The 12,057-nt window shown below is 61.3% G+C and carries 15 protein-coding genes; 11 read left to right on the plus strand and 4 right to left on the minus strand.

Translation table 11 applies throughout. The features are described 5' to 3' along the window. Window positions 1–85 precede the first annotated feature (85 nt). Window positions 86–451, minus strand: coding sequence for a DUF4180 domain-containing protein (locus AC4PR2_RS22015; RefSeq protein ID WP_197801558.1), 366 nt, complete (start codon window positions 449–451; stop codon window positions 86–88). 14 nt (window positions 452–465) lie between these two features. Further along, the gene (gene mntR / locus AC4PR2_RS22020; RefSeq protein ID WP_038875534.1) at window positions 466–936 is read right to left on the minus strand and encodes a manganese-binding transcriptional regulator MntR; all 471 of its coding nucleotides are present in this window, start codon (window positions 934–936) and stop codon (window positions 466–468) included. A gap of 230 nt (window positions 937–1,166) precedes the next feature. On the opposite strand from mntR, the gene AC4PR2_RS22025 reads away from it, so the two are divergent. After that, window positions 1,167–2,471, plus strand: a complete 1,305-nt coding sequence (locus AC4PR2_RS22025) for an Nramp family divalent metal transporter (RefSeq protein WP_492175457.1) — start codon at window positions 1,167–1,169, stop codon at window positions 2,469–2,471. A 42-nt stretch (window positions 2,472–2,513) separates the two neighbouring features. On the opposite strand, the gene AC4PR2_RS22030 is transcribed toward AC4PR2_RS22025, so the two are convergent. Then, on the minus strand, window positions 2,514–3,263 hold the full coding sequence (locus tag AC4PR2_RS22030) for an SDR family oxidoreductase (protein WP_100396549.1): 750 nt from the start codon (window positions 3,261–3,263) through the stop codon (window positions 2,514–2,516). A gap of 99 nt (window positions 3,264–3,362) precedes the next feature. On the opposite strand from AC4PR2_RS22030, the gene AC4PR2_RS22035 reads away from it, so the two are divergent. Then, window positions 3,363–3,740: a winged helix-turn-helix transcriptional regulator gene (locus AC4PR2_RS22035; RefSeq protein WP_072265396.1), complete on the plus strand. Its 378-nt coding sequence runs from the start codon at window positions 3,363–3,365 to the stop codon at window positions 3,738–3,740. Here the strand turns inward: AC4PR2_RS22035 and AC4PR2_RS22040 are convergent. Next, window positions 3,737–4,642, minus strand: a complete 906-nt coding sequence (locus AC4PR2_RS22040) for an ABC transporter substrate-binding protein (RefSeq protein ID WP_346420172.1) — start codon at window positions 4,640–4,642, stop codon at window positions 3,737–3,739. The genes AC4PR2_RS22035 and AC4PR2_RS22040 overlap by 4 nt on opposite strands. Before the next feature lie 219 nt (window positions 4,643–4,861). Between AC4PR2_RS22040 and hinT the strand changes: the two genes are divergently transcribed. From hinT to AC4PR2_RS22085, 9 genes are all read left to right on the plus strand, one after another. Continuing rightward, window positions 4,862–5,212: a purine nucleoside phosphoramidase gene (hinT, locus tag AC4PR2_RS22045; protein WP_004928776.1), complete on the plus strand. Its 351-nt coding sequence runs from the start codon at window positions 4,862–4,864 to the stop codon at window positions 5,210–5,212. Between the two features lie 11 nt (window positions 5,213–5,223). Beyond that, window positions 5,224–5,613, plus strand: a complete 390-nt coding sequence (locus AC4PR2_RS22050) for a YcfL family putative periplasmic lipoprotein (RefSeq protein ID WP_060419506.1) — start codon at window positions 5,224–5,226, stop codon at window positions 5,611–5,613. Between the two features lie 26 nt (window positions 5,614–5,639). Beyond that, window positions 5,640–6,230, plus strand: a complete 591-nt coding sequence (gene lpoB / locus AC4PR2_RS22055) for a penicillin-binding protein activator LpoB (protein ID WP_049202785.1) — start codon at window positions 5,640–5,642, stop codon at window positions 6,228–6,230. Then, window positions 6,211–7,077, plus strand: a complete 867-nt coding sequence (gene thiK, locus AC4PR2_RS22060; RefSeq protein WP_187322284.1) for a thiamine kinase — start codon at window positions 6,211–6,213, stop codon at window positions 7,075–7,077. The genes lpoB and thiK overlap by 20 nt, the downstream gene beginning before the upstream one ends. A 38-nt stretch (window positions 7,078–7,115) precedes the next feature. Beyond that, window positions 7,116–8,135 carry a beta-N-acetylhexosaminidase gene (gene nagZ, locus AC4PR2_RS22065; protein WP_033646434.1) on the plus strand — a complete coding sequence of 340 codons (1,020 nt, stop codon included), beginning with the start codon at window positions 7,116–7,118 and terminating at the stop codon, window positions 8,133–8,135. A 79-nt stretch (window positions 8,136–8,214) separates the two neighbouring features. Then, window positions 8,215–8,757 carry an alpha/beta hydrolase YcfP gene (gene ycfP, locus AC4PR2_RS22070; RefSeq protein WP_033638056.1) on the plus strand — a complete coding sequence of 181 codons (543 nt, stop codon included), beginning with the start codon at window positions 8,215–8,217 and terminating at the stop codon, window positions 8,755–8,757. A gap of 331 nt (window positions 8,758–9,088) precedes the next feature. Beyond that, a complete protein-coding gene (locus AC4PR2_RS22075) occupies window positions 9,089–10,393 on the plus strand; it encodes an NAD(P)/FAD-dependent oxidoreductase (RefSeq protein WP_004928794.1) in 1,305 nt (434 codons plus the stop codon). Between the two features lie 355 nt (window positions 10,394–10,748). Beyond that, window positions 10,749–11,285: a glycine zipper 2TM domain-containing protein gene (locus AC4PR2_RS22080; RefSeq protein ID WP_168166356.1), complete on the plus strand. Its 537-nt coding sequence runs from the start codon at window positions 10,749–10,751 to the stop codon at window positions 11,283–11,285. Between the two features lie 264 nt (window positions 11,286–11,549). Further along, complete coding sequence (locus AC4PR2_RS22085; protein ID WP_100396554.1) at window positions 11,550–12,029, plus strand: RrF2 family transcriptional regulator; 480 nt, start codon at window positions 11,550–11,552, stop codon at window positions 12,027–12,029. Window positions 12,030–12,057: the final 28 nt, after the last annotated feature.

The raw sequence follows: 12,057 nt of genomic DNA on the forward strand, positions 1-12,057 counted from the left end.
GGGCTCTATGAGTCCGAACTTAGAGCGCCCCTCTGGGGCGTAGTCAAAGCCGCCTTCTATGAAGGCGGATTTTTACTGCCTGCCGTCAGGCGCCAAGCCGCTGTTCGAGCTCGGCGAGAGAAGGGAGGAACCAGACCTGTTCGCCGCGATTGGCTTCACGCACAAAATCTTGCAGCGCGTTGCTTTGTGCCAGCCAGGGAGTGATATCGCCCAGCAGCGCCACGCGCAGGCGGTAGTTGATGAATTTCTGCAATACGGCGCCGGCCACGCCGCTTCTGAGTTGGAAGAAGGCGGCGTCGAGGCGGTTGACGGGGAGGGCAATCATCCCGGCATCGTGTTCAAAGGCGGGCGCGATAAACAGGCTGACGTCGTTTTCGTCTTTCAACGGCGGCCCGGCTTCGGCGAAAACCACCAGGCGCCGATCATGGATTTGCCGCACGGCGTAGCTCATCGGTGCTCCGGGAGTCAGGGTTTGGCGTGCTTTTGCAGGTAATGCTCGAACACCGCCAGCGTTTCGTCCGAGATATGGTGTTCAATCCCTTCGCTGTCCAGCTCGGCGGTTTCGCTCGGCACCCCGACGCACATCAGCAGATCGACCACGATGCGGTGACGGCGGCGCACCTTCTGTGCCAGCTGCTCGCCTTCTTCCGTTAAAAACACCCCGCGATAAGGGCGCGATTCCACCAGCCCGGCGCTTTTCAGCCGCGCGATATTTTTGATCGCCGTCGGGTGAGACACGCCGAAGCGGCGCGCGATGTCGGTGGTTCTGGCTTCGCGGGTGCTTTGCAGCAAATCGGCGATCAGCTCAACGTAATCTTCGATCAGCGCATTGGACTGCGCTTCGCGGGCGCGGCTAAAACGCAGGGCGTGCTCGGCCTCGTCCGGCATGTCGGTCTGGGCGTGGCGGTCGGCGTTATCTGGCGCGCGGGTAACCATAGCGTGGGGCGTCCTGTAAGCATAAAAATGGCATCTCCCGGCAATATGGGGAGGGTTGCCCTAAGTTAGTCCAAATAGCACACATTATCAATTCGATGCCACGCATTGTGGTAGTTAGAAATATCTCTACACAAAGCCAATGAATTTCGCCTGTTGCATAAAGTGTAGCCGATGCTACATTGTCAGCATGATAGGTGGAAAAATAACCAGTGAAAGATTGAGGGTACTTCATGCGTGATGCGGCAACCACTCCATCGTTAACCGAACGGACCAACATTGCGATTGGCGCCGCCCTTGCCGGACGCAAGCGCGGCGCCTTTACGCCGTTGCTGTTCGCCGGCCCGGCGGTGATTGCCTCTATTGCCTATATGGATCCCGGCAACTTCGCCACCAACATTCAGGCCGGGGCGAAATACGGCTACAGCCTGCTGTGGGTGGTGGTGATGGCCAACCTGATCGCCATGCTGTTCCAGGCGCTGTCGGCCAAGCTGGGCATCGTCACCAACCGCAATCTGGCGGAGATGTGCCGCGACCAGTTTTCACGGCCGGTAGTGATCGGCATGTGGTTGCTCAGCGAAGTGGCGGCGATGGCCACCGATCTGGCGGAGTTTCTCGGCGGGGCGATTGCGCTGGCGCTGCTGTTCCATATGCCGCTGTTGGCGGGGATGGGAGTGACGGCGGTGATCACCTATGCGCTGTTGATGGTGGAAAAAAAAGGTTTCCGCCCGGTCGAGCTGATGATCGGCGGCCTGGTGGGGATCATCGCGCTGTGTTACCTGGTGGAGATGTTCATCGTACCGGTAGACTGGCAGGCGGCCGGGATCGGCATGGTGACGCCGCAGCTGCCGGACGCGCAGGCGCTGACCATCGCCGTCGGCATTATCGGCGCCACCGTGATGCCGCACGCTATTTTCCTGCACTCGGGGCTGACCCAGCACCGCAGCCCGGCCAGCGATAACGGCGAGCGGCGTAAGCTGCTGCGTTTCTCCAATATTGAGGTGGTGATCGCGCTGGCGCTCGCCGGGCTGGTGAATATCGCGATGGTCATCATGGCCTCTAGCGCCTTCCACGCCGGTAACAGCGACGTGGCCGAAATTGGCACCGCCTATCATACGCTGACGCCGGTGTTCGGTGCGGCGGCCGCCGGCATCTTCCTCGCTTCGCTGATCGCCTCCGGCATTTCCAGCTCGGTGGTGGGCACCATGGCCGGGCAAATGATCATGCAGGGTTTCGTTGGCTTCCGCATTCCGGTGTGGGTGCGCCGCCTGGTCACCATGGTGCCGGCGTTTATCGTGGTGGCGATGGGCGTCAACGCCACCGACGCGCTGGTCTACAGCCAGGTGGTGCTGAGCCTGGCGCTGCCGGCGCCGATGATAGCGCTGGTGATGTTCACCCGCCGCCGCGACATCATGGGCGAGTTCGCCAACGGCCGCTGGACCAGCCTGGCGGCGGTGGTCGGCACGGTGGTGATCGTGCTGCTCAACGTGGTGCTGCTGTTGCAGACCTTCGGCGTCGAGATCCCAGGGCTGGGGTGATCTTATGGGCCGCGCGGGGCGCGGCCGCGTCGCTAAATTAAATTATAAATTCCCCACGCCACCGTCCATCTGCAGCTCGGCGCCGACCATAAAGGCCGACTCGTCCGCCGCCAGAAACACCGCCGCTTTGGCTAGCTCCAGTGCGCTGCCCATGCGGCCGATCGGCACCAGCGCGCGGATATCGTCGCGCAATGCCTGCTCATCCGCTTCCGCCAACCCCAGCTTACCCAACGCCGGGGTTTCGGTCGGGCCGGGGCTGAGGCCGTTGACGCGAATGCCGCGCGCGTGCAGCTCGCCGGACAGCGTTCTGGCCAGCGACAGCAAGCCGGCTTTGCTGGCGGCATAGGCGCTGCTCTGCGGCAGGCCGATATGGGCGCTGACCGAACCGCACAGGATCACCGAAGACGGGTTGGCCAGCAGCGGCAGCAAAGCCTGGATCAGAAAAAACGGCCCCTTCAGGTTGATGTCCATCAGCCGCTGATAGCTCTGCTCATCCCACTCCTGCAGCGGGCGATGCGTAACGTCGCCGGCGTTGATGTACAGCACGTCCAGCCGCGGCCACCTTAGCCCCAGCCGCTGTACCAGTTCGCGCTGCTGCGGGATATCGCCGGCGTCGCTCAGCAGCAACAGCGCCTTGCCCGCCAATGCCTGGCCCGCCGCTTCCAAGGCGCTTTGGCTGCGCCCGGTGATCGCCACCGTCGCGCCCTCGGCGATGAACTGGCGGGCGGTTTCCAGCCCGATGCCGCTGGTGCCGCCGGTAATCAATGCGTATTTGCCTTGCAGTCGTGACATAACCGATTCCTCTTTAGCGTCAGTTGCGGCATTATTTGCGCTATAGTTCCTTTTGCATAGTAGGCACCTTTTGGATACTAAAGGGCGAGGTGGGATGAAATGACGGCGCAAGCGCCATTAGCGGCGGAAAATAATTTGGCGGCGTTGCCGACGGCGGGCGAACCTTGCCCGATGGTGGACTTCGTCAATCTGGTATCGGGCAAGTGGGCGATACCGATCCTGTACCGGCTGATCGTGATCGACAGCCCGGTACGATTCAGCGAACTGCAGCGGGCGGTGGCGCCCATTGCGCAAAAAGAGCTGACGCGCCAGCTGCGGCTGTTTGAGCAGCGCGGCCTGGTGACGCGGCAGGTGTTTCCCGAAGTGCCGCCGCGGGTGGAGTATCAGGTCACCGCGCTCGGCAAATCGCTGCGGCCGACGCTGGACTCGCTGGCCGAGTGGATGCGTCGGCATGCGCCGCAGCTGATCGGCGGCTAGTCGCCGATGCCCGGCGGGTTGATGGCGGAGCGCTCGACCTTTTCGTCGCCTTCGCCCCAGCGCTCCAGCACCTGCGCGTATTCGCCGCTGACGATGACGCCGTTGATGGCGGCGTTGACGGCGTTCACCAACCCGTTGCCTTTTTTGGTGGTGACCGCGACGTAGGCCACGCTGGGGCCGATGCCGACCATTTTGGTCTTGCCGGTCAGCGCCGCCTTGTAGGCGCCAGTGGAGTGGGGGCCGAAGAACGCGTCGGCGCGCCCAGACTGAATGCTCAGGTTGGTGGCGGCGTCGTCGGTCACATAGATCGGCTGCACCGGCGGCAGCCCGGTGGCGCGATTCTGTTTATCCCACCCCAGCAGAATGTTTTCCTGATTGGTGCCGGATCCGACGATGATCCGCAGCCCGGCGACGTCCTGCGGCCGGTTGATCGAGGTGATGTGGCTGGTGGATTTGACGTAAAAGCCCAGCGTGTCCACCCGATAGGTCGCGAAGTCGAATTTGGTCTTGCGCTGTTTGGTGACGGCGATGTTGAAGATCGCCGCATCGTATTTGCCGGCGCTGATGCCCAGCGGCCAATCTTCCCAGGAGGTGGGCACCAGATTCAGCGTCAGTCCGAGGCTGTCGGCCACCAGGCGGGCGATGTCCGGATCGCTGCCGATCAGCGTTTTATTGTCTTCGGCGAACAGCGCCAGCGGCGGGGAGTTCTCGAACGCCACCGCCACCGTCAGCTTGCCGGGCACCGCAAAGTGAAAATTCGCCGGAATCAGTGCGATAGCGGCCGGGTTCGGCTCTGCGCGCATCGGCTCTCGGTTAGCCTGCAGATCGATACCGCCCGCCGGGGCGGCCTGAACGGCGGCGCTCAGCAACAGCGCGCACAGCGCCGAAATCCTCAGTGGCATAACACCCTCTACTCTTTGTTAATCATGGGGTTACTATTGGCGGCGGCACGGGGCAAGTAAAGCAACAATAGTGAATAACCAAAGTGAAAAGATGCACAAGCGGGGCGCCGGCCTGCGCGAATCTGCAGCACTCGACGCGGAAAGTGCGCAATCAGGTTGAAAGCAGTAGAATTTGTCACTCATACTGCGTACAGCTAATTGTGTAAAAAGGAACGCCAGATGGCCGAAGAAACGATTTTCAGTAAAATTATCCGCCGCGAAATCCCTGCTGATGTGGTTTATCAGGATGAACTGGTCACCGCTTTCCGTGACATCTCCCCTCAGGCACCCACCCATGTGCTGATCGTTCCCAACGTGCTGATCCCAACCGTCAACGATGTGACCGTGGAGCACGAAGCCGCGCTGGGCCGCATGATCACCGCCGCGGCGAAGATCGCCGAACAGGAAGGCATTGCCGAAGACGGCTATCGTCTGATCGTCAACTGCAACCGCCATGCCGGTCAGGAGGTCTATCATATTCATATGCACCTGGTCGGTGGCCGCTCGCTGGGGCCGCTGTTGTCACGTTAAGCGAGGAAATCATGCGCGGTAAAAAAACTCTGCGTGGTCTGGTGGCGTTGGCGTTGCCCGCCGCGTTGCTGATGGGGTGCAGCTCGCCGTCCGGCATCGCGGTCAATCAACGCCAAACGGTGGTGATGGATCCTTCGGTGCTGACCGCCGGCATTTTGGCCGATACGCCCTCGATTTCGAACGCCTCCGGGCGGGTGATGGCGACCTCGGTGCTCAACAACAGCCAATCGACGCCGGTCACCGTGCATTATCGTTTCTATTGGTACGACGCGCAGGGGCTGGATATTCGCCCCTTCGAGAAACCGCGCGAGATCGTCGTGGCGCCCGACTCGGACGCCAAAATCTACTCGATTAACGGCAACCTGGACGCCAAAAGCGCGCGTCTGTATCTGTACCTGTAAGCGCTTGCCAGGTTTGGAGAAAAAGCATGAAAAAGTACGTCTTAGTGGCGCTGGCCGCATTAACCCTGAGCGGCTGTCTGTCGCGTCCGCCTGAGCCGGATCAGCCGCTGCCGCCGGTCACCGTTGAGCCGGATCAACCGAAGCCGCCGGTCGAGCAGCCACAGCCGCCAACCACCGAGCCGGTGCCGCAGCCGCCGAAAATCCAGCAGCTTGACTGGCTGGGCAGCGTTCAGCCGCTGGTGGGGCAGATGCTGAAGGCCGATGGCGTCACGGCCGGCAGCGTGCTGCTGCTGGACAGCGTCAAGAACAATACCAACGGTTCGCTGCAGATGGGCAAAGCTACCGCGGCGCTGTACAAGGCGCTGGCGTCGAATTCCACCTTCAGCGTGGTGCCGGAAGCGAAGCTGACCAGCGCCCGACAAACGCTGGGCCTGTCGGCGGATGACAGCTTCGGTTCGCGCAGCAAGGCGATTGGCCTGGCGCGCATCGTCGGCGCGCAGTACGTGCTGTACAGCGACGTCAGCGGAGACGTGAAGTCGCCGGCGTTGGATATGCAGCTGATGCTGGTGCAAACCGGCGAGATCGTCTGGTCGGGCAATGGCGCCGTTAAACGCTGAGGCCGCGCTGCGACGATTGATGGAAACCAGACTGCCGGCGGTGAATACCGCCGGTTGTCATTTCAGCCCGGTGCAGGGGCTGACCGGCGAGAGCTGGCGCATCGACGGTGCGGGCATCACGCTGTTGGCGCGGCAGCACAGTGCGGAAAAACGTGCGCTGGGCGTGAGCCGCCGGCGGGAAGCGCGGGTCTTGCGCCGCTGCGCGCCGGGGCTAGGGCCACGGGTTTTCGCACAGAATAATCAGTGGCTTATCCTTGAATGGCTCGAAGGTGACGTCGTCACCGATACCGAGTTTGCGGCGCTGAATCAGCGCGGCGAGCTGGCGGCGATGGCGGCGGAACTGCACCGGCGGCCGCTCAGCGGTTACCGACTGGATCTGCGACGGCAGTTCCGCCGCTACTGGCAGCAGCTGGATAGGCGGCGTTTAACCCCTGACTGGCTGCGCCTGCAGCGTCATTTTTTACGCAGCGCCTCGCCACGGCCGCTGCGCCTGGCGCCGCTGCACATGGACATCCATCCGGGCAATCTGCTCGCCACCGGCGAAGGACTGCGGCTGATCGACTGGGAATATGCCGCCGACGGCGACGTGGCGCTGGATATCGCCGCGCTGTTTCGCGGCAACGGTTGGTCGGCCGGCCAGCAGCAGCGCTTTTTGCAGCACTACGCGCGCCAGGGCTATCACGACGTCGCCCGGCTGCAGACGCAGGTGCACCGCTGGCTGCCGTGGGTCGATTATCTGATGCTGCTATGGTTCGAAGTGCGCTGGCAGCAGAGCGGCGACGCCGAATTTTTGCGCTGGGGCGCGGCGGTGCGCCGGCGGCTTTGTTTATCATCATCCGAATTCTGAACGAACAATAATGAAGTGAGGTGCCCGTGGGCCCAGTAATGCTAGATGTCGCCGGCTACGAGCTGGATGCAGAAGAACGCGAAATTTTGAAACACCCGCTGGTTGGCGGATTGATCCTGTTTACCCGCAACTTCCACGATGCGGAGCAGCTGCGTGAGCTGGTGCGCCAGATCCGCGCCGCCTCGCACGATCGGCTAGTGGTGGCGGTGGATCAGGAGGGCGGGCGCGTACAGCGCTTCCGCGAGGGCTTCACCCGCCTGCCGGCGGCGCAGTCGTTCGCCGCGTTGCACGATGCGCAGGAAGGCGGCCGGCTGGCGCAGGAGGCCGGCTGGCTGATGGCGGCGGAAATGATCGCACAGGATATCGACATCAGTTTTGCGCCGGTGCTGGACATCGGCCACGGCAGCGCGGCGATCGGCGAGCGTTCGTTCCACAGCGATCCGCAGCAGGCGCTGGCGATGGCGGAACGCTTTATCCTCGGCATGCACAGCGCCGGCATGAAAACCACCGGTAAACACTTCCCGGGGCACGGCGCCGTCAGCGCCGATTCGCACAAGGAAACCCCGCGCGATCCGCGGCCGCTGGCGCAGATCCGTGAGCACGACATGGCGATCTTCCGCGAGCTGATCAACCGCCAGCTGTTGGACGCCGTCATGCCGGCCCACGTCATCTATACTGAAGCGGACCCGCGTCCGGCCAGCGGCTCGCCTTACTGGCTGCAGCAGATCCTGCGTCAGGAGCTGGGCTTCGACGGCGTAATTTTCTCCGACGATCTGTCGATGGAAGGCGCCGCCATTATGGGCAGCTACGCCGAGCGCGGCCAGGCGGCGCTCGATGCCGGTTGCGACATGATCCTGGTGTGCAACCACCGCGAAGGTGCGGTCAGCGTGCTGGATAACCTGTCCCCGGTCAAAGCAGAGAAGGTGAAGCGGTTATATCATCGCGGTCAGTTCACCCGTCAGGAACTGCGCGACTCCGAGCGCTGGCAGCAGGCGCACAAGGCGCTCAGCGCGCTGAGCGAACGCTGGGAGGAGCACAAGCAGCGTTCGCAAGGGTGAATCCAGGCGCCGCATCGCGGCGCAGAGCGGAAATGATGAGGGCCGCGCCCGCGGCCCTTGGCTTGTTGCGAGGATCCACATGATTATCTATTTGCACGGCTTCGATTCCACCAGTCCCGGCAATCATGAAAAGGTGTTACAGCTGCAGTTTATCGATCCGGACGTGCGCTTTATCAGCTACAGCACGCTGCATCCGCGTCACGACATGCAGCATCTGTTGAAAGAGGTGGACAAGGCGGTGCAGCAGGGCGGCGACGCGCACCCGTTGATCTGCGGGGTCGGCCTCGGCGGCTTCTGGGCGGAGCGCATCGGCTTCCTGTGCGGCATTCGCCAGGCGATGTTCAACCCCAATCTGTACCCGGAAGAGCACATGCACGGCAAGATAGACCGGCCGGAAGAGTATCGCGATATCGCCACCAAGTGCGTGGAGGATTTCCGCGAGAAAAATCGCGATCGCTGTCTGGTGGTGCTGTCGCGGCACGACGAGGTGCTGGATAACCGGCGCAGCGCCGAATTGCTGCATCACTACTACGAAATCGTCTGGGATGAACAGCAGACGCACAAGTTCAAAAACATCTCACCCCATCTGCAGCGGATCAAGGCGTTCAAGGCGCTGGGTTAACAGTTTCATAACGCCGCCGCGAGCCGCGCCCACCGTTTTGTACCGACGGAAAGTGCGGCTTTTTTGTACGCCAAGGTAAAGTTTTTCGTGGCAATCGGCAAAATTTAAAACTGTGACTCAGCGCTAACTATTTGAATCACAATCCCCAAAAAATCCCCGCGTCCAGCCTTTAACAAAAAAATTTGATGTACGTCAATTTTGGTATGACCAAATAACCTCACATGTTATTCTGGCCTTAGAGAGCCGATTTATTTTAAGCGAACCCTATGTATTCTAAGGATATTATTTATTTACCCTGGAATAACAAATGGTTCACATTTAGGGGGTTATTTTGACAACGCCAAAGAAGAAAATCGTTATTGTTGGCGGCGGCGCCGGTGGCTTGGAGCTGGCGACCAGCCTGGGCCATAAACTTGGCCGCAAGAACAAAGCGGAGATCACGCTGGTGGATCGCAACCACAGCCATTTGTGGAAACCGCTGCTGCACGAAGTGGCGACCGGTTCCCTCGATGACGGCGTGGATGCTCTCAGCTACCTGGCGCACGCGCGCAACCACCATTTCAGCTTCCAACTGGGGTCGTTGACCAACATCAACCGCGAGACGCAAACGCTGCAGCTGGCGCAGATCTGCGACGAGCAGGGCGGCGAGCTGGTGCCGGCGCGCGAACTGCCGTACGACATCCTGGTGATGGCGCTGGGCAGCACCTCGAACGATTTCGGTACGCCGGGCGTGAAAGAGCACTGCATCTTCCTGGATAACCCGCATCAGGCGCGCCGCTTCCACAACGAAATGCTCAACCTGTTCCTGAAGTTCTCGGCGCAGCCGGGGCAAAAAGAGCGGGTCAACATCGCCATCGTCGGCGGCGGCGCCACCGGCGTTGAGCTGTCCGCCGAACTGCACAACGCGGTGAAGCAGCTGCACAGCTACGGTTTCGAAGGCCTGGACAACAGCGCATTGAACGTGACGCTGGTGGAAGCCGGCGAGCGCATTCTGCCGGCGCTGCCGCCGCGCATTTCCGCTGCGGCGCACCAGGAGCTGATCAAACTGGGCGTGCGCGTGCTGACCAACACCATGGTGACCAGCGCCGATGCCAAAGGCCTGAACACCAAAGGTGGCGAGTTCATCGATGCCGATCTGATGGTATGGGCGGCCGGCATCAAGGCGCCGGACTTCATGAAAGACATCGGCGGCTTGGAAACCAACCGCATCAACCAGCTGGTGGTGGAGCCGACGCTGCAGACCACGCGCGATCCGAACATCTTCGCCATCGGCGACTGCGCCTCCTGCCCGAAAGAGGGCGGCGGTTTTGTGCCGCCGCGCGCTCAGTCGGCGCACCAGATGGCCTCGCGCTGCGCCACCAATATTCTGGCGCTGATGAACGGCCAGACGCTGAAGCCATACGTGTATAAAGACCACGGCTCGCTGGTGTCGCTGTCGCGCTTCAGCACCGTCGGCAGCCTGATGGGCAACCTGATGCGCGGCTCGATGATGGTGGAAGGGCGCATCGCGCGCTTCGTTTACATCTCGCTGTACCGCATGCACCAGGTGGCGCTGCACGGCTACATCAAAACCGGCCTGATGATGCTGGTAGGCGGCATCAACCGGGTGATCCGCCCGCGTCTGAAAATGCACTGATCCTGCCTTCGTCGACCAACCCGCGCCGGTTCGCCCGCGCGGGTTTTTTTATGGCGGCGCGAGGCGAACGGCGGCGGTTGTTTGATTCTTCAGCATAAGCTGTCGTTAGTATGGGTAAAATTCTTAAGATTCCTCCTAAACAGCGGCGAAACGGCCGTTATCCCGCATTTTTGGTCCCCTTGTCTTATTGCGGGCCCTCAAATCATTGTGCAGACTTTACCTCGTTTACAGACGGCGCGTCGCGCACGCCGTAAACCGGGATACCGCAAGCCGCCCATGCGCAAAATAATAAGCGCGGTGCAGCCGGTCACAGACCCCGGACAAAATGCGTGGTAACACTTTCAGGAGGTTTCCTGTGAACAAGTCAATGTTAGCCGGTGTTGGGATTGGTATCGCTGCCGCTCTGGGGATTGCCGCGGTAGCCAGCCTGGACGTCTTTTCTGCCGGTCCGCAGTACGCGCAGGTGCTCGCCGCAACGCCGATTAAAGAAACCATCAAAACGCCGCGTCAGGAATGCCGCAACGTCACCGTTACGCACCGTGCGCCGGTACAGGATGAAAACCGCATCGCCGGCTCTGTGCTGGGCGCAGTGGCGGGCGGCGTGATCGGCCACCAGTTCGGCGGCGGTCGCGGGCGCGACGTGGCGACCGTGGTCGGCGCGCTGGGCGGCGGCTATGCCGGCAACCAGGTGCAAGGGGCGATGCAAAACAACGACGTCAGCACCAGCGTTCAGCAGCGTTGCAAAACGGTCTACGACAAGTCCCAGAAAATGCTGGGTTATGACGTGACCTACAAGATCGGTAATCAGCAGGGCAAGATCCGTATGGATCACGATCCGGGCACGCAAATCCCGTTGGATAAAAACGGCCAGCTGGTGCTGAACAGAGCCTGATCGCCACATTCGAATTAAGCCCGCGGGCAGTGTTAGTTCTGATCGTTTAACCCGGTTAAGCGAGCGGCGTTAACATTGACGCGGGTTTCTGTTTTCTGCCTGCCCAAAAATTTGCGATCGTTCTAATGTCTGCGTGCGATATCACTGGGCAAAACTTCAAAAAAGCCCCCGCGTTTGTTATATTATTGTGCAATTAAGCGGTGTGTTCGGCGCCAATCGCCGCACCGGTAAAACCCGAGTATTTCGTCTCGCAGAGATAACGACATGTTAGATTTTCGCTTTCCGACAGCGTTGCAAATGGTCCTTAGCGTCGCCGTAGCTGAGAAGCAGGGCATGCGTTCGACGAGCGCCACCCTCGCCGCCGCTCTGGAAGCCAACCCCAGCTTTATCCGCAAACTGATGGTCCCGCTGACCAAAGACGGCATCATCGTTTCCACCCTGGGCCGAAACGGCTCTATCCATCTCGGCCGCCCGGCGGAAGAAATCACCCTGCGGGACATCTATCTGGCGGTGATCGACGACAAGCGCATCTGGGCTTCCCGCCCTGAAGTGCCGGCCCGCTGCCTGGTGAGCGCCAACGCCTGCTGGTATTTCAAATCGGTGGTGAACGAGGCCGAGCAGGCCTCGCTTGCGGTGCTGGCCCGCCACACCGTGGCCGATTCGCTGGCCGAACTGGAGCGGGGCGACAAGCGCGCCTGCGTGGAATACGCCGCCGAGCAAGAGGCCGAAGCCGCCGATAAATAATCGCGGTTCGCATGCATAAAAAAGGTCG

The organism is Serratia sp. A07, from assembly GCF_058725505.1.